The sequence below is a fragment of the Thiemannella venezuelensis genome, assembly GCF_014203605.1.
GTDB lineage: Bacteria > Actinomycetota > Actinomycetes > Streptosporangiales > Streptosporangiaceae > Planomonospora_A > Planomonospora_A venezuelensis.
The window spans coordinates 76,658-98,600 of record NZ_JACHJJ010000024.1; the positions used below are offsets into that span (position 1 = coordinate 76,658).

General features: G+C 72.4%; 19 protein-coding genes. 16 read left to right on the forward strand and 3 right to left on the reverse strand.

The features are described from left to right. Nucleotides 1-4 precede the first annotated feature (4 nt). Entirely contained in the window at nucleotides 5-595 is a 591-nt protein-coding gene (locus tag FHS22_RS28775) for an HIT family protein (RefSeq protein WP_221474237.1), read from the forward strand. On the opposite strand, the gene FHS22_RS28780 is transcribed toward FHS22_RS28775, so the two are convergent. From FHS22_RS28780 to FHS22_RS28790, 3 genes are all read right to left on the reverse strand, one after another. Further along, nucleotides 535-2,838 carry a hypothetical protein gene (locus tag FHS22_RS28780; protein ID WP_184946749.1) on the reverse strand — a complete coding sequence of 768 codons (2,304 nt, stop codon included), beginning with the start codon at nucleotides 2,836-2,838 and terminating at the stop codon, nucleotides 535-537. The two genes, FHS22_RS28775 and FHS22_RS28780, sit on opposite strands and share 61 nt — an antisense overlap. 156 nt (nucleotides 2,839-2,994) lie before the next feature. Continuing rightward, a complete protein-coding gene (locus FHS22_RS28785; protein WP_184946751.1) occupies nucleotides 2,995-4,575 on the reverse strand; it encodes a glycoside hydrolase family 10-like protein in 1,581 nt (526 codons plus the stop codon). Nucleotides 4,576-4,726: 151 nt separating this feature from the next. Beyond that, complete coding sequence (locus FHS22_RS28790) at nucleotides 4,727-6,856, reverse strand: elongation factor G-like protein EF-G2 (RefSeq protein ID WP_184946753.1); 2,130 nt, start codon at nucleotides 6,854-6,856, stop codon at nucleotides 4,727-4,729. A gap of 221 nt (nucleotides 6,857-7,077) precedes the next feature. Here FHS22_RS28790 and pgsA point away from each other — a divergent pair, with 221 nt between their 5' ends. The 15 genes from pgsA (at nucleotide 7,078) to secF (ending at nucleotide 21,884) form a co-directional block, all read left to right on the forward strand. Next, nucleotides 7,078-7,695, forward strand: a complete 618-nt coding sequence (gene pgsA / locus FHS22_RS28795) for a phosphatidylinositol phosphate synthase (protein WP_184946755.1) — start codon at nucleotides 7,078-7,080, stop codon at nucleotides 7,693-7,695. Nucleotides 7,696-7,706: 11 nt separating this feature from the next. Further along, nucleotides 7,707-8,624: a phosphatidylinositol mannoside acyltransferase gene (locus tag FHS22_RS28800; protein ID WP_184946757.1), complete on the forward strand. Its 918-nt coding sequence runs from the start codon at nucleotides 7,707-7,709 to the stop codon at nucleotides 8,622-8,624. A 91-nt stretch (nucleotides 8,625-8,715) separates the two neighbouring features. Next, the gene (locus FHS22_RS28805; RefSeq protein ID WP_184946759.1) at nucleotides 8,716-9,843 is read left to right on the forward strand and encodes a glycosyltransferase family 4 protein; all 1,128 of its coding nucleotides are present in this window, start codon (nucleotides 8,716-8,718) and stop codon (nucleotides 9,841-9,843) included. Further along, nucleotides 9,840-10,379, forward strand: a complete 540-nt coding sequence (locus FHS22_RS28810; RefSeq protein WP_184946761.1) for a LemA family protein — start codon at nucleotides 9,840-9,842, stop codon at nucleotides 10,377-10,379. The genes FHS22_RS28805 and FHS22_RS28810 overlap by 4 nt, the downstream gene beginning before the upstream one ends. Nucleotides 10,380-10,594: 215 nt before the next feature. After that, complete coding sequence (locus tag FHS22_RS28815) at nucleotides 10,595-11,605, forward strand: DUF3048 domain-containing protein (protein ID WP_338048002.1); 1,011 nt, start codon at nucleotides 10,595-10,597, stop codon at nucleotides 11,603-11,605. A gap of 153 nt (nucleotides 11,606-11,758) precedes the next feature. Next, the gene (pdxS, locus tag FHS22_RS28820) at nucleotides 11,759-12,673 is read left to right on the forward strand and encodes a pyridoxal 5'-phosphate synthase lyase subunit PdxS (protein WP_184946763.1); all 915 of its coding nucleotides are present in this window, start codon (nucleotides 11,759-11,761) and stop codon (nucleotides 12,671-12,673) included. A 370-nt stretch (nucleotides 12,674-13,043) separates the two neighbouring features. Then, on the forward strand, nucleotides 13,044-13,631 hold the full coding sequence (gene pdxT, locus FHS22_RS28825; RefSeq protein WP_221474238.1) for a pyridoxal 5'-phosphate synthase glutaminase subunit PdxT: 588 nt from the start codon (nucleotides 13,044-13,046) through the stop codon (nucleotides 13,629-13,631). A gap of 3 nt (nucleotides 13,632-13,634) precedes the next feature. Next, nucleotides 13,635-14,387: a YebC/PmpR family DNA-binding transcriptional regulator gene (locus FHS22_RS28830; RefSeq protein ID WP_184946767.1), complete on the forward strand. Its 753-nt coding sequence runs from the start codon at nucleotides 13,635-13,637 to the stop codon at nucleotides 14,385-14,387. A gap of 191 nt (nucleotides 14,388-14,578) precedes the next feature. Further along, entirely contained in the window at nucleotides 14,579-15,856 is a 1,278-nt protein-coding gene (locus FHS22_RS28835) for a cation:proton antiporter (RefSeq protein ID WP_184946769.1), read from the forward strand. 174 nt (nucleotides 15,857-16,030) lie between these two features. Next, nucleotides 16,031-16,618: a crossover junction endodeoxyribonuclease RuvC gene (ruvC, locus tag FHS22_RS28840; RefSeq protein WP_184946860.1), complete on the forward strand. Its 588-nt coding sequence runs from the start codon at nucleotides 16,031-16,033 to the stop codon at nucleotides 16,616-16,618. Further along, a complete protein-coding gene (gene ruvA / locus FHS22_RS28845) occupies nucleotides 16,615-17,235 on the forward strand; it encodes a Holliday junction branch migration protein RuvA (RefSeq protein ID WP_184946771.1) in 621 nt (206 codons plus the stop codon). The genes ruvC and ruvA overlap by 4 nt, the downstream gene beginning before the upstream one ends. A gap of 108 nt (nucleotides 17,236-17,343) precedes the next feature. Beyond that, nucleotides 17,344-18,393 (forward strand): Holliday junction branch migration DNA helicase RuvB, encoded by a 1,050-nt coding sequence (ruvB, locus tag FHS22_RS28850; RefSeq protein WP_184946773.1) that lies wholly within the window; start codon nucleotides 17,344-17,346, stop codon nucleotides 18,391-18,393. A 246-nt stretch (nucleotides 18,394-18,639) separates the two neighbouring features. Further along, nucleotides 18,640-19,002 carry a preprotein translocase subunit YajC gene (gene yajC / locus FHS22_RS28855; RefSeq protein ID WP_184946775.1) on the forward strand — a complete coding sequence of 121 codons (363 nt, stop codon included), beginning with the start codon at nucleotides 18,640-18,642 and terminating at the stop codon, nucleotides 19,000-19,002. An 84-nt stretch (nucleotides 19,003-19,086) separates the two neighbouring features. Next, nucleotides 19,087-20,850 (forward strand): protein translocase subunit SecD, encoded by a 1,764-nt coding sequence (gene secD, locus FHS22_RS28860; RefSeq protein WP_184946777.1) that lies wholly within the window; start codon nucleotides 19,087-19,089, stop codon nucleotides 20,848-20,850. Then, entirely contained in the window at nucleotides 20,850-21,884 is a 1,035-nt protein-coding gene (gene secF, locus FHS22_RS28865) for a protein translocase subunit SecF (RefSeq protein ID WP_184946779.1), read from the forward strand. Before secD ends, secF begins: the two co-directional genes overlap by 1 nt. The last annotated feature ends 59 nt before the right edge of the window (nucleotides 21,885-21,943 follow it).

Here is a 21,943-nt window from a genome sequence, read left to right on the forward strand (position 1 = left end):
CGCCATGAGCGACGAGCCGCAGGCGCAGCACGGGACGCCGCAGGAGACGGGGCCCGGGACACCGTACGGGGCAGGGACTCCCGACGCGTTCGCCAGGCTCTGGACCCCCCACCGGATGGCCTACATCAAGGGCGAGAACAAGCCGACCGGCTCGGGCCCGGAGGACGGCTGCCCGTTCTGCGAGATCCCGAAGCTGAGCGACGAGGACGGGCTGGTCGTCGCCAGGGGAGAGAAGGTCTACGCCGTCCTCAACCTCTACCCCTACAACTCCGGGCACCTGCTCGTCTGCCCCTACCGGCACGTGCCGGACTACACGGACCTGGACGGCGCCGAGACCGCCGAGCTGGCCGTCTTCACCCAGCGCTGCCTGGCCGCCCTGCGCAAGGCCAGCGGGGCGCAGGGCTTCAACGTGGGCATGAACCTCGGCATCGTGGCGGGCGCGGGCATCGCCGCCCACCTGCATCAGCACGTGGTGCCCCGGTGGGGCGGCGACACCAACTTCATGCCGGTGGTCGGCCAGACCAAGGTCCTGCCTCAGTTGCTGCGCGACACCAGGTCGTTGCTGGCGGACTGCTGGCCCGGCGGCTCCTCGTAGGACGCCTCCTCGGGCTCCCGCAGGACCGCGACGCCCGCCGACAGGGCCAGCGGTACGGCCAGCGCCAGGGCCATGGAGAGCACGGCCGCGCCCGAGTCGTTGACCAGCATGCCGACGACCCCGCTGACCAGGACGCCGATCAGGCCCGCCTTCAGCGCGGGGGAGTGCGCGAAGGCGGCCGGCAGCACCCCGGCGCTCGCCGTCGCGGGCCGCAGCAGCGCGTAGACGAGGAACGCGGCCGCCACGACCACGATCGGCATCAGGTTGGGGCTGAGCAGCGTGCCGACCATCGCACCGAACTTGCGGCCGATCACGTCCATCGCCTCGCCGGTGAAGATCTGGCCGACGAACCGGCCCAGATGGGTCTGGGAGGCGGGCGGGCGGAGGTGGTCGAGATAGGCGATCGCCATCACGGTGGCGCCGCCCGCCGCCACGAGCGCGCCCAGCTTGACGACCGAGATGCGGCGGCCCGCCAGGAGCATCGCGGTCACCGCGATGCCCGGCACGAACGCGATCACTCCGCCGAAGTCGCTGCCCACCCCCGGCCAGCCGCCGAGGACCATCGCCGAGCAGCCGAGCACCACCACGACGGCGACTCCCGCGCCCCGGCGCCCCCGCCGCGTGAGCAGGTGCGCGAGCGCCGAGGCCAGCAGCAGCACCGAGGTGGCGAACAGGGCGAAGGGGATGTTGCCCAGGCCGTAGTAGCGGGCGCCGACCACGGCCGTGTAGCCCATCACGCTGTTGAGCTGCAGGGTCGTTCCCGTCAGCAGGTCACCGGCGAGGACCGCCGCGGTGACCGCGGAGACGATCGCCAGCGGCCCGAGCGGCCGGCTGCGCCGCAGCGCGGCGGGCACGCCCCGGGCACGTGCGCGCAGGGTCGGCGAGCCCGCGCCGCGCCGCCCCCGGCGGACGAGCAGCCGGAGCGCCAGCGACCACAGGAACGGCACCGCCAGGGCCACCGCCGCCAGCAGGAGGGCGGTTCCCGCGATCCCTCCCGCCAGGGAGAGCGCGGGCGTCTCGGCGTGCCGCCAGCCGGTGAAGTTGACCAGATAGGTCGAGACCGGCAGCGAGGCGAGGACGACGGCGGCCAGACGGACCCGGCCCAGCCCGTGCCTCCGGCGCAGCAGCAGGAACGCGGTGACGTAGAACAGGACCTGGAGCACGGCGACGGTGGTGAAGAAGGCGCCGCCGACCTCCCTGACCGTCTGCCCCGCGACGTCGGCGGCGACCAGCTCGGCCCGCGCGCTCTCGACCCCGTCGGTACGGCCCCTGCCCGCCTCCCAGGGGGTCCCGACCACCGACGGCGGAACCGGAGCGCCGATCACCGAGAGCACCGTGGCCGTGATGTCCGGCAGGATCGTGACGTCCCGTCGGTGGGTGGAGGCCGCGCCGAGGAAGCCTCGCTGGCTGCCGGGCCCCAGGTTCATCATGGCCACCCGCAGGTGCGGCTGGGACCCGTGGTCGGACAGGCCCGCCAGCATCACGACGGCGTCCTCGGACAGCACGCTGACCACCGCCCCGGCCTTGGCGTCGGCGCGCAGCAGCGCGGTCGCCCGCTGCTGCGGGGTGAGCGCGTCCTCGACGCGGGGGAGGCGGTCCTCCGCCAGGTAGGGCCGGATGAGGTCGTCGACGTCGACCGCGACCACCCGGCACCGGGTGAGGGCGACGGCCCCGGCCTGCGCGGGGGAGGGGGCGTAGTGGTCGACCTTCCCGGCCCGGTCGGCCAGGGCCAGCGCGGCGCCCGGCCCGACCGCGAACGTGCAGTCGCCGGCGGCGCGCACGGCCTCGCCGAGCGTGCCGGCTCCGCGCTGCCCGGCGACCTCGTGCAGGTAGTCGTAGCCGGGAATGATCGCGCCGCCCTCGACGGGTTCGGGCACCGGAGGGAGGCCGCAGCCGTACCCGACGGCGGACCTGACCCCGGCCGACACCGTCAGCCACGCGTCGTAGGGGCAGGTCACCCTGCCCACCGTGCGGACCGAGAGGGAGCCCGTGGAGCTCTGCCCGGCCAGCCGCCACAGGTTGGGCGTGCCCTCGGGGCTGAGGTCGCTCCAGAGCAGGCCCGGGATCCCGATCAGGACCACCTGCCCGCGGGCGGGGTCCTCCTCCGGGGCGGCGGAGCCGGCCGCCGCGGCGGAGGCGGGGGTGGAGGAGGCCGCGGCCGAGGACTGCCCCGCACCCGGCCCCAGCACACCCGGCCACAGCGCGCCCAGCAGCAGCGCGGCCGTGATCAGCGTCCGCCTCACCGGTGACCTCCCTGGTCCTGGGCCGAGTGCCCGTTGACTGCTGGCACCGTAGGGGAAGACCGGGGTCCCGGTCCAGCGAACCGGTGTCAGGGCGGGGCGGACGGGGTCCGGTGAGGCGGGTTCGGAGAGGAATGCCCCGGATTCGGCGCGGCCGGATCAGGGGAGGACGGCCGGGCTCGCGGGGCTCTCGTTGTGCAGGCGGTCGAGGGCGGAGACGAGGTACTTCCCGCCGCCCCGGAGGGCGAAGGTCTGGCGGGTGCCGCCGGTCGCGGGGACGACCGCGACCAGGTTGCGGGCGTCGGCGACGGCGCACGGACCCGCCTCGCCGGAGGTGACCCGGTAGACGGCGTAGGAGCGCGCGCCCGCGGAGGTCTTCCACATGAGCGAGGCGCCCTGGACCCTGACGTTGGCCGGGGCGGCCGGGGCGCGGCCGCCGCGCTCCTTGACCAGGGGCAGCAGCGCCGGGCGCGAGTAGTGGTCGCGGGAGATCCGGTCCATCACCCCGAGCGGGTTGCCGCCGACCTGCTTGGCACTGAAGTAGACGTCGCCGGAGACCTCCGGGTGCCTGCGGTTCCGGGTGAGGTGCGAGGGGAGCTCGCCGGCCTTGCGCCAGGCGGGGGTGTCGGTGGCGCCGACCCGGTAGAGGGCCTGGCCGATGTACAGGTGCACGCCGGTGCCCCGGACCTCCCTCGCCCACCAGGCCGTCAGCACGTCGTAGTCGGCGATGCGGAAGCCGCGCGGCCAGTACAGCTGCGGCATGACGTAGTCGACCGTGCCGCTGCGGATCCAGTGGCGGGCGTCGGCGTAGATCGAGTCGTACGCGGACATCCCGCCGGTGGCCGAGCCGGTCGGGTCGTTGGACTTGTTGCGCCAGATGCCGAACGGGCTGATGCCGAACTTCACGCGCTTCTTCGTCTCGTGCACGACCCTGTCGACCTGGGCGATGAGCGTGTTGACGTTGGCGCGGCGCCAGTCGGCCAGCTTGGCGCCGCCGCCGTACCGGGCGAAGGCGTCGCCGTCGGCGAACTTCTTGCCGCTGCCGGGATAGGGGTAGAAGTAGTCGTCGAAGTGCACGCCGTCGACGTCGTAGCGGGTCACCACGTCCTTGATGACCCCGGTGACGTGGTCGCGGACCGCCGGAAGTCCGGGGTTGTAGTAGAGGCGGCCCTCGTGCTTGACGACCCAGTCGGGGTGGACCCGGGCCGGGTGGGCGGCCGGGAGCCTGCTCACGTCGGTGTCGTAGGCCGCCCGGTAGGGGTTGAACCAGGCGTGGAACTCCATGCCGCGCTTGTGCGCCTCGGAGATGAGGAAGGGCAGCGGGTCCCAGCCGGGGTCCTTGCCGGCCGTACCGGTCAGGAACTTCGACCAGGGCTCCAGGGAGGACCGGTAGAACGCGTCGGAGGCGGGGCGGACCTGGACGAACACGGCGTTGAAGCGGCGCTTGGCCGCGTTGTCGAGGAGCTTGACGTACTCCGCCTTCTGCCGGGCGGCGGTCATGCCGGTCCGGGTCGGCCAGTCGATGTTGTTGACCGTGGCGATCCAGATCCCGCGGAGCTGCCGCTTGGGGTACCGCGCGTCGACCGGGCACGACGCCGCGGCGACCACCGCGCCGGGCGCGGGCGCGACGGCGGCTCCGGAGGGGTCGGCGGCCTCGGCGCCCGGGCCGAAGGCGTGGGCGGCGCCGAGGGTGAGAGCGGAGAGGGCGGCTGCGGCAAGCAGGGGACGTCCGGTTCGCATGGACCTCAGTGTGGCATCGGCTCCGTGATGCTTCGGCCGAAAGAACGAAATGGTTCTGTGATGTTCCTGCGACGGAAGTGGCCTAAGGGGCGGGTGCGCACCGGCCCGGCCTCCGGCCGGGCCGGGCCGGTGCGCGCCCGCCGCGCCGGGATCAGGCGGTGACCTTCTCGACCAGGTGGGAGGGGAGCGGCTCGTAGCGCAGGAAGGTGCGCTGGAAGGTCCCCGTCCCGTGCGACATCGACCTCAGGTCGATGGCGTACCGGGTGATCTCCAGTTCCGGCACCTCGGCCCGGACCAGGGTGCGCCCGACGCCGACCGGTTCGGTGCCCAGGACGCGGCCGCGGCGCGAGGACAGGTCGGACATCACCGCGCCGACATGGTCGTCGGCGACCAGCACCGCCACCTCGTCGACCGGTTCCAGCAGCAGCGTCGGCACCTTGGCCGCGGCCTCCTTGAGCGCCAGCGCCCCGGCGATCTGGAAGGCCATGTCGGAGGAGTCGACCGAGTGGGCCTTGCCGTCGTAGAGCGTCACCCGGACGTCCACCATCGGGTACCCGGCGACCACGCCGCGCGCCATCTGGGTCCGCACGCCCTTCTCCACGGAGGGGATGAACTGGCGCGGCACCACACCGCCGACGATCTTGTCCACGAACTCGAAACCCCCGCCCGAGGGCAGGGGCTCGACCTCCAGATGGCAGATGGCGTACTGGCCGTGGCCGCCGGTCTGCTTGACGTTGCGGCCCAGCACCTGGCATCTGCCGCCGAAGGTCTCGCGGAGCGGCACCCGCAGGCCGATCTTCTCGACCTCCACGCCGTGCCGCTTGCTCAGCCGGTCCAGCAGCACGTCGGCGTGGGCCTCGCCCATGCACCAGAGCACCAGCTGCTTGGTCTCGGCGTTGTTCTCCAGCCGGAGGGTCGGGTCCTCGGCCACGAGACGGCCCAGCGCCTGGCCGAGCTTGTCGTCGTCGGCCTTGGACCTGGCCTGGATCGCGACCGGCAGCAGCGGGTCCGGCATGGTCCACGCCGTCATCAGCAGCGGGTTCTCCTTGTCGGAGAGCGTGTCGCCGGTCTCCGCGCGCGACAGCTTGGCCACCGCCACGATGTCGCCCGCCACGCACTTGGCCGCGGGCCGCTGGAGCTTGCCGAGGGGGGACGAGAGCGCGCCGACGCGCTCGTCCAGGTCGTGGTCCTCGTGCCCCCGGTCGGCCAGGCCGTGCCCGGAGACGTGCACGACGGCGTCCGGGCGCAGCGTCCCGGAGAACACCCTGACCAGGCTGATCCGGCCCACGTAGGGGTCGCTGGTGGTCTTGACGACCTCGGCCACGAGGGGCCCCTCGGGGTCGCAGACGATGCCGGGCACCGGTTTGCCGTCGATCGTGGTGATCTCCGGCATGGAGTGCTCCGTCGGGGAGGGGAACCCCTGGGTGACGAGCTCCAGGACCTCCGCCGCGCCCACGCCGGTCCCGGTGGCCAGCACCGGGTAGAAGCCGCCGCGCGCGACCGCCTTCTCCAGGTCGTCGATGAGGACCTTGGTGTCGATCTCCTCGCCGGAGAGGTAGCGGTCCATCAGGGACTCGTCCTCGCTCTCCTGGATGATCCCCTCGATCAGGTCGCCGCGGTACTGCTCGATCTGGTCCTGGTAGTCGGGGCCGGGGGAGTTCTCGGTCCGGACCCCGGTGGCGTAGTTGTAGAACTTCTGCGACAGCAGCCCGATCAGGCCGTTCACGTGGCCGTTGGTCACCACCGGCAGGTACAGCGGTGCCACGCCGTCGCCGAACGCGTCCTGGCAGGCGGTGAGGGCCTCCTCGAAGTCGGCCCGCTGGTGGTCGATCTTGGTGATCACGACCGCGCGGGGCATGCCGACCGCCGAGCACTCCTCCCAGAGCATCCTGGTCAGGCCGTCCACGCCCTCGGCCGCCGAGACGACGAACAGCGCGGCGTCGGCCGCGCGCAGCCCCGCGCGCAGATCGCCGACGAAGTCGGCGTATCCGGGCGTGTCCAGCAGATTGATCTTGATGTCGTTGTGGACCACCGGGGCCACGGTGAGGTTCACCGAGCGCTGCTGGCGCACCTCGACCTCGTCGAAGTCGCTGACGGTGGTCCCGTCCTCGATCCTGCCGGCCCGCTGGATCGTCTTGGTCGCCGCCAGCAGCGACTCGACCAGGGTCGTCTTCCCCGAGCCCGAATGGCCGACCAGCACCACGTTGCGCACCATGTCCGGCCGGTCGGCCATGAGTGCTCTGCCCGCGGCTCCCGTTGTGCCGGCTGACTTCTCCGCCATGTCGCCTCCCGTGTCGTCTCCTGCGTCGTGTCTCCCGTGTGCCGCGAGGGGGCGGTCGCGCGCAGCCGCGCCCTCGGGTCCGCCGCCGCGTCCGGACACCGCAAGGACGCGGTGTGTTCACCAAATACCCATGTGGCGAATATCACAAGAGGACTGGCCGGATCCGCTTGCGGAGCGTTGGATGCGCGCTCGTGATCGGCGTGGCCTACGATCGGAGCGCGATGCTGAAACTTCTGCGACCTGCCGTCACCCGAGTGCTGACCCCCCTGGGCAGGGTGCTCGTCGGACGGGGGATCGGCCCTGACGCGATCACCGCGGTCGGCACGCTCGGCACCGTCGCCGCGGCACTGTTCTTCTATCCCCGGGGCCAGCTGTTCGCGGGCACGGTGGTGATCACGTTCTTCGTGCTGGCGGACCTTCTCGACGGGGTCATGGCCCGGATGACCGGGCCGGGCAGCGTCTGGGGGGCCTTCCTCGACTCCGCCCTCGACCGGGTGGGCGACGCCGCGATCTTCTCGGGGCTGGTGCTCTGGTTCATCGTGAGCGGAGAGCGGGTGCTGGCCGGGGTGGCCCTGTTCTGCCTCGTCGCCGGGGCGCTGGTCTCCTACGTCAAGGCCAGGGCCGAGGGGCTGGGCATGACCTGCGACGTCGGCCTCGCCGAGCGCCCCGAGCGCCTGGTGGTGGGGCTGGTCTCCGCGGGCCTGTCCGGGCTCGGCGTGCCGTACATCCTGCCCGCCGGGCTCTGGCTGCTCGCCGCCGCCAGCGCGGTCACGGTCGTCCAGCGTCTGGTGCACGTCCGCCGCCAGGCCGCCTCCGTTCCTCCCCAGACCCTCCGCTGACCGGGAGAAGCATGACCGACAAGCCGTCTCTGCAGGATCGCCTCGTCGCGGCCGGGTTCGGCGCGGGCTGGGCGATCGTCCCCCACCTGCCCGAGCGCCTCACCACCCGCGCCTTCGACGCCGCCGCCGACCGGCTGTGGAAGCGGCGGGGGAAGTCGGTGCTCCGGCTGGAGGCCAACCTCGCCCGGGTCAGGGGCACCTCCTCCGACGACCCGGACGTGCGGGCGCTGAGCCGCGAGGGCATGCGCTCCTACTTCCGCTACTTCCACGAGGTCTTCCGCCTGCCGTCCGTCCCGCGCGCCGAGGTCGTCGCCCGCACCCACGTCACCGGCGGGGAGCGGATCTTCGAGAACCTGGAGAAGGGGCGCGGCGTGGTGCTCGCCCTGCCGCACACGGGCAACTGGGACGAGGCGGGCGCCTGGCTCATCGGGGCGTCGGGGCAGTCGTTCACGACCGTGGCCGAGCGGCTCAGGCCCGAGTCCATGTACCGCCGCTACACCGCCTTCCGCGAGGGGCTCGGCATGGAGGTGCTCCCGCTGACGGGAGGCGAGGGCAACACCTTCGGCACGCTGGCCCAGCGGCTGCGCGCCGGCCGGGTGGTCGCCCTGCCCGCCGAGCGCGACCTGACCGCCCGGGGGATCGAGGTCCGGTTCTTCGGGGCCGCCACCCGCATGCCCGCGGGCCCCGGGCTGCTGGCCGTGCACACCGGGGCCGCGCTGCTGCCGGCTCTGCCGTACTTCAGGGGCCGCGACTGGGGCCTGGACATCGCCGAGGAGATCGAGGTGCCCGCCGAGGGCACCCGCCAGGAGAAGACGGCCGCCGTCATGCAGAGCCTGGCCGTCGCCTTCGAGAAGGGCATCTCCGAGCACCCCGAGGACTGGCACATGCTCCAGCGCCTCTGGCTCGACGACCTGGAGCCCCGGTCATGAGGGCCGCGGCCGGACCCGGCGCGGCGGGCACGGACCGGGACCTCCGCGGACCGGGCTCCCGGCGGAGCGGGCGAGGGGCGGCGGGGACGCGGTGAGAGTAGGCATCGTCTGCCCGTACACCTGGGACGTGCCCGGGGGCGTCCAGGCGCACATCCGCGACCTCGCCGAGGCGCTCATCGCCGACGGCCACCAGGTCGAGGTGATCGCCCCGGCCGCCGACGACGCGCCGCTGCCCTCCTACGTGACGCCCGCCGGGCGCGCGGTGCCCGTGCCCTACAACGGGTCGGTGGCGCGGCTGGCGTTCGGGTTCCTGTCGGCGAACCGGGTGCGCCGGTGGATCCGGGAGGGCCGGTTCGACGTGCTGCACGTGCACGAGCCGTTCGTGCCGAGCCTGGGCGTCCTGGCCTGCTGGGCGGCGAAGGGGCCGATCGTGGCCACCTTCCACGCCTCCTACCAGCGCTCGCGGGCGCTGTCGGTCTCGGCGCCGGTCCTGCAGACCGCGGTGGAGAAGATCACCGGCAGGATCGCCGTGTCGGACGCCGCGCGCACGACCCTCGTCGAGCACATGGGCGGCGACGCCGTGCTCATCCCGAACGGGGTGACGGTGAGCCGCTACGCCGAGGCCGAGCCGCTGCCCGGCTGGGACGGGGGCGAGGTGATCGGGTTCCTGGGCCGGATGGACGAGCCGCGCAAGGGCCTGCCCGTGCTGCTGGAGGCCTTCGCGCTGCTGGCGCCCGTGCGGCCGCGCCTGCGCCTGCTCGTCGCCGGCCCCGGCGACGCGGAGGAGGTGCTGGAGAAGGTCCCGGCGGAGTTCCGCGACCGGGTCGGCCTGCTGGGCATGGTCAGCGAGGAGGACAAGGTCCGGGCCTACCACTCGGTCGACGTCTTCTGCGCGCCCAACCTGGGCGGGGAGAGCTTCGGCATCGTGCTCACCGAGGCCATGTCGGCCGGGGCGGCGATCCTGGCCAGCGACATCCCCGCCTTCCGCAGGGTCCTCGACGACGGCCAGGCCGGGGCGCTGTTCGAGACGGGCGACGCCGCCTCGCTCGCCCGCGAGGCCGCGGCGCTGCTGGACGACCCCGCCCGCCGGGCCAAGCTCTCGGACGAGGCGCGCACCGCCGTGTGGAAGTACGACTGGTCGACCGTCGCCCGCGACGTGGTGCGCGTCTACGAGACGGTGGCGAGCGCCGCCGGGGTCGAGGAGGACGACCGGCCGTGACGACCACGCTGATCCTGGTGGTGGGCGCCCTCGTGGTGCTCACCGCCGTCTACGTCTCCTGGCGGGCGGGCCGGCTGGACCGGCTGCACATCCGGCTGGAGCTGGCCCGCGAGTCGCTGGACGCCGCCCTCGTACGGCGGGCCGCCGTCTGCCTGGAACTGGCCGCCTCCCGGATCCTGGACCCGGCGACCAGCCTGGTGCTGGCCGCCGGCGCCCACGAGGCCCGTACGGCCGGCCCCGAGGAGCGCGAGCACGCCGAGAGCGACCTGTCGCGCACGCTCCGGGCGGTGCTCGACCAGGACCGCTTCCGGGAGAAACTGGCCGAGACCCCGGCCGGTCCGGAACTGCTCGAGGAACTCGACGCGGCGGTGGCCAAGGTGGTCTACGCCCGCCGCTTCTACAACAACGCGGTCGGCGTCACGCGCGCGGCCCAGCGCCGCTGGCTGGCCCGCACGCTCCGGCTGGCCGGACACACCGCCTACCCGGACTTCTTCGAGATCGACGACGATCCCCCGTACGCTCTGGCCGCGGAGTAGCCGATCCCTGCGGGCGGTTCCCAGGAAGTTCGCAGGCTTCTCGAGGGAGAGGCGGAGGCCTGACCCGCGGACCGCCGCCTGCCGCGGAGAGCTCGGGAACGGGCCCGCGCGACCTGCCCGGCCGGGATTTTCCGTCATGCACGAAGCCGACTATCCGATAAGTCCGACACAGGTAAGCTCTTGGGGATTTCAGGCCTGATTTTAGGAGATGTACCGTGCGGTTGCCCCGGATGATCGCCGTCACGCTGGCCGGATCGGCGGTCCTGCTGCCGGCCGCGGCCTGCTCGTCCGACGAGTCCGCCCCGGGCAAGGCGCCGCAGGCGGCCACCGCCGCACCTCCGACCCCCACCCCGGAGCCGACCCACCCGTTCACCGGGCTGCCCGGCGCGGCCCGCAGGCCGGTGCTCGCGGCGAAGATCGAGAACACCTCGGCGGGCAAGCCCCAGCTCGGCCTCAAGAGCGCGGACATCGTCTACGTCGAGCAGGTCGAGGCGGGCCTGACCCGGCTGATGGCGATCTTCTCCTCGAAGATCCCGGCCAAGATCGGCCCGGTCCGCAGCGCCCGCATCTCCGACCTGCACATCGCCCCGCAGTTCGGCAAGCCCGCCTTCGCCTACTCCGGCGCGCAGACCAAGATGCTCCCGCACATCGCGGCCGCCTCCCTGTTCGACGTCTCCGACAGCCGCGCCCCCGGCGCCTACTTCCGCCAGCCCGGCCGGTACGCCCCCTACAACCTGTTCGCCAACACCCGGCAACTGCTGGCCAAGGCCCCCAAGGCGAGCCGGGCCAAGGACATCGGGTTCACCTTCGGCGAGGCCCCGGCCGAGGGCGGGACGCCCCGCAGGACCTTCAACGTGAAGTACCCCGCCGCCCGCTTCACCTTCGGCTGGTCGGAGAAGGCCGGCAAGTGGCTGATCTGGCAGGACGGCGAGAAGGACATGGCGGCCGAGGGCGGTCAGCTCGGCGCCCCCACCATCGTCGTGCAGTACACCAAGACCGAGCGCTCGGAGTTCCACGACAAGAACCAGAGCTACACGCCCCTGGTGCACACCGTCGGCAAGGGGCGGGCGGTCGTGCTCCGCGACGGCATGGCCTTCAAGGCCAGGTGGTCGCGGGCGGGCGAGGAGGACGGCACCGTCTTCACCACCGAGGCCGGGGAGCCGATGAACTTCGCCCCGGGCCAGGTCTGGGTCGTGCTCGCCGCGCCCAAGCCCGTCATCCCCTGAGGCGCAAGCCGTACATCCTGTCCAACATGTGCGGCCGGGCGTGACAAGGTGGCGTGTAAGGGGAAGGGCGTGCCACCGCCTACGATGAAGAGGTGGCGGCCGTCCGACGGGCGGCCGTGATCCGCAGCAACCAGCCGTCGTGAGGTAGAGACCGTGTCCAGCAGCACGCCCGAAGTCACCGAGACCGCCGTCACCGGAACCGCCCGGGTGAAGCGCGGTATGGCCGAGATGCTCAAGGGCGGCGTCATCATGGACGTCGTCACCCCCGAGCAGGCCAAGATCGCCGAGGACGCCGGGGCCGTCGCCGTCATGGCCCTGGAGCGCGTCCCGGCCGACATCCGCGCCCAGGGCGGCGTCTCCCGGATGAGCGACCCCGACATGATCGACGGCATCATCGCCGCCGTCTCGATCCCCGTCATGGCCAAGGCCCGCATCGGCCACTTCGCCGAGGCCCAGGTCCTGCAGTCGCTGGGGGTCGACTACATCGACGAGTCCGAGGTGCTCACCCCGGCCGACTACGCCAACCACATCGACAAGTGGCAGTTCACGGTGCCCTTCGTCTGCGGTGCGACCAACCTGGGCGAGGCGCTGCGCCGCATCACCGAGGGCGCGGCCATGATCCGCTCCAAGGGCGAGGCCGGCACCGGCGACGTCTCCAACGCCGTCACCCACATGCGTACGATCCGCGGCGAGCTCCGGCGCCTGGCCGCGCTGCCCGAGGACGAGCTCTACGTCGCGGCCAAGGAGCTGCAGGCGCCGTACGAGCTGGTGGCCGAGGTCGCCAAGACCGGCAAGCTGCCCGTCGTGCTGTTCACCGCGGGCGGCATCGCCACCCCGGCCGACGCCGCGATGATGATGCAGCTCGGCGCCGAGGGCGTGTTCGTCGGCTCGGGCATCTTCAAGTCCGGCAACCCCGCCCAGCGCGCCGCCGCCATCGTCAAGGCCACCACCTTCCACGACGACCCCGACGTCGTCGCCAAGGTCTCCCGCGGTCTGGGCGAGGCCATGGTCGGCATCAACGTCGACGAGATCCCCGTCCCGCACCGCCTGGCCGAGCGCGGCTGGTAACGCAGGGGGAGCGCGTCGAAGGCGGCATCCGCGAAGGATGCCGCCTTCCGCATGTCCGGCGGAGTCCACCCGTCCGTCACGATCCTCCGGGTCCTGCGGCACGGCGTGGCCACGGCGGCCCCCGAGTGGGGGCACAGCGTCCATGTCGAGGTGGGAGGGCTCTTTCACCTCCTGTTCACCTCCTGTTCACCTCCTGCCGGCGCCCGGCCGAGGAGCACCCGGATCCGGTGCCGCACCCGGGCGACTACCAGTACGAGTACCGGCGCGACACCCACACGATCCCCGGCGGCAGCATCCGGTGCGATACCGTCCGGCACATCGGACGGCAGGGACTACGCTTCTAAGCGAACCCGACAAGCCGTGCGAAAGGATGACCGTGCCCACGATCGGTGTGTTCGCCCTCCAGGGGGACGTGCGCGAGCATGTGCGCTCGCTGGAGGAGGCGGGCGCGAAGGCGGTGCCCGTACGGCGGCCCGCCGAGTTGGAGACCGTCGACGGACTGGTCATCCCCGGCGGGGAGTCCACGACCATGTGGAAGCTCGCCGAGACGTTCGACCTGCTCGAGCCGATCCGGACGCGGGTCAAGGGCGGCATGCCGGCCTACGGCTCCTGCGCCGGCATGATCATGCTGGCCGACCGGATCGAGGGCGGCATCGAGGGCCAGCAGACCGTCGGCGGCATCGACATGACGGTCCGCCGCAACGCCTTCGGACGCCAGGTCGACTCCTTCGAGTCCGACATCGACTTCGCCGGCCGCGGCGCGGTGCGCGCGGTGTTCATCCGGGCCCCCTGGGTGGAATCGGTCGGGCCGGAGGTCGAGGTGCTGGCGCTGGCCGAGCCGGGGGATAGGATCGTCGCGGTCCGCCAGGGACCGCTGCTCGCCACGTCGTTCCACCCGGAGCTCACTCCGGACGCGGGCGTGCATTCATACTTCGTTGAGATGGTTAGGGAGCTTTAGCCGATGTCGGGCCACTCCAAATGGGCGACGACCAAGCACAAGAAGGCCGCGCTCGACTCCAAGCGCGGCAAGCTGTTCGCCAAGCTCATCAAGAACATCGAGGTCGCGGCCCGGACCGGTGGCCCTGACCCGGACGGCAACCCGACGCTGTACGACGCCATCACCAAGGCGCGCAAGAGCTCGGTGCCGATCGACAACATCGAGCGCGCCCGCAAGCGCGGCGGCGGCCTGGAGGCCGGCGGCGCCGACTGGCAGACCATCATGTACGAGGGCTACGCCCCCGGCGGCGTCGCGGTGCTGATCGAGTGCCTCACCGACAACCGCAACCGCGCGGCCTCCGAGGTCCGCGTCGCGCTGACCCGCAACGGCGGCTCCCTGGCCGACCCGGGCTCGGTCTCCTACATGTTCAACCGCAAGGGCGTCGTGATCGTGCCCAAGGGCGGGCTGTCGGAGGACGACGTGCTGACGGCCGTCCTCGACGCCGGCGCCGAGGAGGTCAACGACCTGGGCGAGAGCTACGAGGTCGTCTCCGAGGCCGGTGACCTCGTCCCGGTCCGCAAGGCCCTGCAGGAGGCCGGGATCGACTACGACTCGGCCGAGTCCGGCTTCATGCCGACCATGAACATCCAGCTCGACGAGGAGGGCGCCCGCAAGGTGTTCCGCCTGATCGACGCGCTGGAGGACAGCGACGACGTGCAGAACGTCTGGTCGAACGCCGACGTCTCCGACGAGGTCCTGGAGAAGCTCGACGCCTGACCGCCGCCCGCCGCGGGCGCGCCCCGTGCCGGAGGGGGTGCGTCCGCGGCTCCGCGCGGAGGCGTGCACGACCGCTCCGGCGCTTTCCCGGGGCGGGGCGGCACCGTGCGGTCCCGCGCCGTGCCGTTCCGGAGCGCCCGGAATCGCGCTGAGGAGTTTGCGCTCCTCCGCGTGGGTATCTCCGCGGGACTATGGGGAACACGGATCTCGTCTTCACGGTGGCGGGCGCCGGTGCCCTGCTCGCGGCGGTCCTGCCGAGGATGCTCAGGCGGCGGCCCTTCTCGCTGCCGATCGCCTGCCTGCTCGGAGGGATCCTCCTCTACCTGCTCCCGCTGGACCTGCCCCGGCTCGATCCCGTGGCGCACCGGGCCGCGGTCGAGCACGTCACCGAGATCTGCGTGATCCTCTCGCTGATGGGCGCCGGGCTGGCGATCAACCGCCCCTTCGGGTGGAGCCGGTGGGCCTCCACCTGGCGGCTGCTGGCCTGGACGATGCCGCTGACCGTGGCGGCCGTCGCCGTCGCCGCCTGGGGGCTTCTGGGCTGGCCGCCCGCCGCGGCGCTGCTGCTGGGCGCGGTGCTGGCCCCGACCGACCCGGTGCTCGCCTCCGACGTCCAGGTCGGTGAGCCGGTCGACTCCGAGAAGGCCGACGACGAGGTGCGTTTCACCCTCACCTCGGAGGCCGGCCTCAACGACGGGCTGGCCTTCCCGCTCGTCTACGCCGCGATCGCGGTGGCGATCGCCGGCGGGTCCGGCTGGGCCGTGGAGTGGGCCCTGACCGACCTGCTCTACAAGTGCGGCGCGGGCGTGCTGGGCGGCCTGGCCGCCGGCTGGGCGCTGGGCCGCCTGTTCTTCCGCGCGCGGGTGCCGGATCTGAGGCTCGCCGAGCACCGGGACGGCTTCGTCGCGCTGGCGGCGACCTTCCTGGCGTACGGCCTCACGGAACTGGCCCACGGGTACGGGTTCATCGCGGTCTTCGTCGCCGCGTGCACGATCAGGGCGGCCGAGCGCACCCACGGCTACAACGGGGTGCTGCACGGGTTCATCGAGCAGGTCGAGCGACTGCTCACCGCCTGGCTGATCACGTTGCTCGGCGGGTTCGTGGCGGGCGGCGGCCTGTCGGCGCTCACCTGGCGCGGAGCGGCGGTCGGGCTGCTCCTGCTCCTGGTGATCCGCCCGCTGACCGGCTGGCTCGCCGGACTGGGCGGACGGGCGGGCCCGCGGGAGCGCGGCGTGACCGCCTTCTTCGGCATCCGGGGCATCGGCTCGCTCTTCTACCTGGCCTACGCCCTCGGGCAGACCGGTTTCGGTGTGCCCGCCGCGGAGCTCTGGGCGGTGGTGGCGTTCACCGTGCTGGCCTCGGTCGTCCTGCACGGCGTCACGGCGACGCCGGTGATGGCCCGGCTGGACCGCATGCGGGCCCGGGCGGCCGAGAGCACCGCGGGCGAGCCCGCCGCCCAGCACCCCTGAGCCGGCCCCGCCGCCCGCCCCGCCGGCGGGACCGGCCCGGACGTCTCCGGCGGGACGGGCCGGTGCTCCGCCCTCTTCCGGGCGGCCTCCGTGCGCGGGCCGCTCCCACACGGTAGAGTCTGGCACCGAACAGGTGTTCGGCGGGTGGGAGGCGTGCCGGTGCGGGTGCCCGAGCTGCGGGTGATGGGGGTCGATCCGGGGCTGACCCGGTGCGGGCTCGGCGCGGTGGAGGGACGGCCGGGCGCGCCCCTGAGCCTGGTCAAGGTCGGGGTCGTGCGAACCTCGGCCGACGACGAGATCGGAGCCCGGCTGGTGGCGGTGGAGGCCGGGATCGAGCAGTGGCTCGACGAGGTCGGGCCCGACGCGGTCGCCGTCGAGCGGGTCTTCGCCCAGCACAACCTCAGGACCGTGATGGGCACCGCGCAGGCCTCGGCCGTCGCGATCCTGTGCGCCTCGCGACGGGGGATCCCCGTCGCGCTGCACACCCCGTCGGAGGTGAAGGCCGCCATCACCGGCAGCGGCACGGCCGACAAGAAGCAGGTGGGCACCATGGTGACCCGGCTGCTCCGGCTCGACGAGATGCCCAGGCCCGCCGACGCCGCCGACGCCCTCGCCCTCGCCATCTGCCACGTGTGGCGGGGCGGGGCGCAGAACCGGCTGGCCGAGGCGCTGGCCCGGTCCTCGGCGGGCACGGGCACCACCGCGGCGGCCTACTTCCGCGGCCGCGGCCGCGCCGGACGTTCGAGAGGGAGCGCGCAGTGATCGCCTCGGTGCGGGGACGGGTGACCGCGATCATGCCCGACGGGGCGGTGGTCGAGGTCGGCGGGATAGGGGTGCTGGTGCACTGCACGCCGGCCACGCTCGCGACGCTGCGCGCGGGGGAGGAGACGCGGCTGGCCACCTCGCTGGTGGTCCGCGAAGACTCCCTCACCCTGTACGGCTTCGCCGACGACGACGAGCGCCGGATCTTCGAGCTGGTGCAGGGCGCCAGCGGGGTCGGGCCCAAGGTGGCGCTGGCGATGCTGGCCGTGCACACGCCCAACGGTCTCCGGGTGGCCGTGGCGAGCGCCGACGTCAAGGCGCTGACCCGGGTTCCCGGAGTGGGCCCCAAGGGGGCGCAGCGGATCATCGTGGATCTCAAGGACAAGCTCGGCGCCCCCGAGGAGGCCGTCAGCGCCGCCCTCGACGGCCGCGCCGCCGCGCCCGCCTGGCGGGACCAGGTCCACTCCGGCCTGGTCGGCCTCGGCTACTCGGCCAGGGACGCCGACGAGGCCGTCGCCGCGGTGAGCCCGCAGGCCGACGCCGCGCTGGCGGAGGGCAGGGCCCCGCAGGTGGCGGCGCTGCTCAAGGCCGCGCTCCGGATGCTGAGTCTCCGATGACGGGGTCTCCGATGACGGGGTCCCCGCGGCCGCCCGCGGAGCGGACCGGGGGCGGTCCGGCAGGCCGGGGCGAGCAGACGACCCCCGTTCGAGTGAAGGCAGGCTGACGTGAGTTCGGAACGGGACCTGGTCTCGGCGGAGGCCGAGGGCGACGAGCGGCTGATCGAGGCGGCGCTGCGGCCCAGGCGGCTGGAGGAGTTCATCGGCCAGGCGCGGGTGCGCGAGCAGCTCTCGCTGGTGCTGCACAGCGCGCTGCGCCGCAACCGGCCGCCGGACCACGTGCTGATGAGCGGCTCGCCGGGGCTGGGCAAGACGACCCTCTCGATGATCATCGCTACCGAGCTGGGCGTGCCGCTCCGCATCACCTCCGGGCCCGCGCTGGAACGGGCCGGCGACCTCGCGGCGATCCTCTCGACGCTGTCGGAGGGCGAGGTCCTGTTCATCGACGAGATCCACCGCATGGCCCGCCCGGCGGAGGAGATGCTCTACCTCGCGATGGAGGACTTCCGGGTCGACATCGTGGTGGGCAAGGGGCCGGGCGCGACCGCGATCCCGCTGGAGATCGCGCCGTTCACGCTGGTGGGGGCGACCACCAGGGCGGGTCTGCTGCCGGCGCCGCTGCGCGACCGGTTCGGGTTCGTCGCGCACATGGACTTCTACGAGGCCGCCGAGCTGGAGCAGGTGCTGAACCGCTCGGCGCGCCTGCTCGGACTGGAGCTCCCCGGCGACGCGGCGCACGAGATCGCCGGGCGGTCGCGGGGCACTCCCCGGATCGCCAACCGGCTGCTGCGCCGGGTCCGCGACTTCGCCGAGGTCCGCGCCGAAGGAGTGATCACGAAGGAGGTGGCCTCGGCCGCGCTGAACCTCTACGAGGTCGACGCGCAGGGGCTGGACCGGCTGGACCGGGCGGTGCTGGGCGCGCTGCTGCGCAGGTTCGGCGGCGGCCCGGTCGGCCTGTCCACGCTGGCCGTCGCGGTGGGGGAGGAGCCGGAGACCGTCGAGGTGGTGGCGGAGCCGTTCCTGGTGCGGCAGGGTCTGCTGGCCCGCACGCCCCGGGGCCGGGTCGCGACCGCCGCGGCCTGGATCCATCTGGGCATGACCCCGCCGCCGGACGCCTTCGGCGCCGCGGTCGCCGCCGACCTGACGGAGCGGTCCTGATCCTGGCGGTGCAGCCCCGGCGTCGGCTTTTCGTGCGGGAGCCGTACAGGAACGATCACGGATCAATGACAAGGGTCTCGAAACGGGAACTTCTCCCCGTGCTGGTTCGTGCCCTCGTTGCCGCGCTCCGAACAGCTCGCCTAAACTCCGTGGCTTGGCTGGCTGTGTAGGCTGACGTGCTGAGCGGCGTGGCCGTATACGACGTCCGGCGCCAGGCCGGTCATTCTTAAGCGAAGGAGCGGCCCCATGGGCGGCAACTACTCAAGCCTCATCATGATCGCTCTGATGGTCGTGGTCTTCTACTTCCTGCTGATCCGCCCGCAGCGCAAGCGGCAGCAGGAGCAGATCCAGATGCAGAACTCCCTCACGCCCGGGACGCGGGTCATGACCACCACCGGTCTCTTCGCGACCGTGGTGGAGATCGACGCGGACGACGTGATCCTGGAGATCGCCGACGGGATCCAGACCCGCTGGGTCAAGGCCGCCATCGGACGCGTGCTGACCCCGGTCGAGGACACCGAAGAGGACCTCAAGGCCGTCGACCACGACGCGGTGGAGACCCCCGAGCAGCAGGGCGGCGACCAGGACTCCACCACCAAGAAGTCCTGAGCAGGATCACCTCCAATCCCCTATAGCCGAAAGAACTGACGACCAGTGGCCCGACCGACCAGTGGCCAGAGCAGACCGGGGCGCATGCTCCTGGTGCTTCTGGCGCTCATTCTCGCCATGGGCGGGGTGATGTTCCTGAACAAGGCGCTCACCCCCGAGTATGGCCTCGACCTCGCCGGCGGCACGACGGTGACGCTGCAGCCCCTCACCCCGGACGGGAGCGATCCCTCCGAGGAGAGCATCGACCTGGCCGTGAACATCATCCGTGACCGGGTGAACGGCAGCGGCATCTCCGACGCCGAGGTCGTCAAAGCAGGTACGAACATCGTCATCTCCGTCCCCGGCGTCGGGCAGGAGGAAGTCGTCGAGCTGGTCGGCACCACCGCGGAGCTGCGCTTCCGCCAGGTGCTGGCGGTCACGGACGGGTCGGCCGTCTCCACGGGCGAGCTGCCCACCCAGGCGCCGACGCCGTCCGCCTCGCCCACGGCCACTGGGCAGAAGAAGAACACCCGCACGCCGAAGCCGTCCGCGACCGCGACCGCGGCGCCCGACGCGAGCGCCTCGCCCGCCGGGCGCGGCCTGTCCGAGGCGCTGACCAACCCCTCGGCCGACCCCTCGGCCAACCCCACGGCCAAGCCCTCGGCCGCCCCCAGCGCGGCTCCGTCGACCACTCCGGCCGCGAGCACGGCCCCCTCGGCTTCGCCGAGCGGGAGCGCCGCCCCGTCCGAGCAGCCGGTCAGCGACCCGATGGCGGGGGTCGACCCCACCGGCATCGACCCGGCGGTGCTCAAGCAGTTCCAGGAGCTCGACTGCTCCAAGAAGGACAGGGGCCAGGGCGCGCAGGACGACCCCGCCAAGCAGATCGTCGCCTGCTCCGAGGACGGCCTGGCCAAGTACGTCCTCGACAAGGCGGCCGTCCAGGGGTCCGAGATCAGCAGCGCGACCTCCGGAGTCCGCGAGACCGGCGAGTGGGTCGTCAACCTCGACTTCAAGAGCGCGGGCGCGGCCGAGTGGGCCAAGCTCACCGGCCAGGCCTACAACGCCGCGCCGCCCCGCAACCAGCTCGGCGTGGTCCTCGACGGCGTCGTGATCACCTCGCCCGTCTCCAACGGACCCATCCCCGGCGGCAGGACCGAGATCTCCGGCAGCTTCACCCAGGCGACCGCCACCGAGCTGGCCAACCAGCTCAAGTACGGCGCGCTGCCGCTGAAGTTCGAGAAGAGCTCGATCGAGGAGGTCTCCTCCACCCTGGGCGCCGACCAGCTCCGCGGCGGCCTGATCGCCGGTGCGATCGGCCTGGCCCTGGTCGTCGTCTACTCGATGCTCTACTACCGGGGCCTGGGCGTCGTCTCGGTGCTCAGCCTCGCCGTCGCCACGATCCTGACCTACCAGGCGGTGGTGCTGCTCGGCCACTTCGCGGGCTTCCGGCTCTCGCTGCCGCACATCATCGGCCTCATCGTCTCCATCGGCATCACCGCGGACTCGTTCATCGTCTACTTCGAGCGGATCCGCGACGAGATGAAGGAGGGCCGCCGCTCGCTGCGCACGGCCGTCGAGGTCGCCTGGGTGCGGGCCCGGCGCACGATCCTGATCGCGGACGCGGTCATGTTCATCGCCGCGCTGGTGCTGTACTTCCTGGCGGTCGGCGGCGTGGCCGGGTTCGCGTTCGCGATGGGCCTGACCACGCTGATCGACATCGTCGTGGTGTTCATGTTCACCAAGCCGTTCGTCGCGCTGCTGGCCCGCCTCAAGTTCTTCGCCAAGGGGCACCCGCTCTCCGGCCTGGACGCCGAGCGCATGAGCGTCCAGCCGGCCGCCGGCCCCAAGACCGTTTCACAGGAGGCATGATGGCCGGCCTCGTAAGCCGCCTGTACCGGGGCGAGGTCAACGTCGACTTCGTCGGACGTCAGAAGCTCTGGTACGGACTGTCCGCCTTCCTGTTGATCGTCTCCATCGCCGGCCTGATCCTCCACCCCCTGAACCTGGGCGTGGAGTTCAAGGGCGGCTCCGTCTTCTCCTTCAAGGCCCCCTCGGCCGGCATCGAGGAGGTCCGGAGCACCGTCCTCGACGCCGGCGCCCACCAGGTCATCCCGCAGACGACCAACAACGGCTGGCGGGTCACCACCGAGAGCCTCCCGGCCGAGCAGGTGACCGCGGTCCAGAAGGCGGTCGCCAAGGAGTTCGGCCTCCAGCAGGACGACGTCACCCTCCAGGTGATCGGCGCCTCGTGGGGCGGCCAGGTCGCCGACAAGGCCGTCATCGGACTGATCGTCTTCATGCTGGCGATCATCCTCTACCTGACCATGGCCTTCGAGTGGAAGATGGCGCTGGCCGCCATCGTCGCCCTGATCCACGACCTGGTCATCACCGCGGGCGTCTACGCCTGGTCCGGATTCGAGGTCACCCCGGCGACCCTGCTGGGCTTCCTGACGATCCTCGGCTACTCGCTCTACGACGCGGTCGTGGTGTTCGACATGATCAAGGAGGTCACCGCCAAGCTCGGCACGACCTCGAAGGTCACCTACACCCAGGCCGCCAACGACGCGCTGAACCACACGCTGATCCGGTCGCTGAACACCACCCTGGTGGCGATCCTGCCGGTGGCGGCGATCCTGTTCATCGGCACCACGCTGTTCGGCGCGGGAACGCTGAAGGACCTCTCGCTGGCCCTGTTCGTGGGAATGCTCGTCGGCACCTACTCCTCGCTGTGCGTGGCGACCCCGCTGCTGGTGACGCTGAAGGAGCGCGAGCCGCGCTACCAGGCGATCGCCCGCAGGCTCGCCTCCACGGGCGGCGGGTCCGGCGCCAAGGCCGTGCGCCAGCCGGTCGCCGCCGGGGCCTCCAAGGCCGCGACGGCGGACGAGAAGCGCAAGAAGAAGTAGCTCGGCGTGAGAACGCCTCCGCTCCCCGGGCAGGGGAGCGGAGGCGTTTTCCGTAGGCG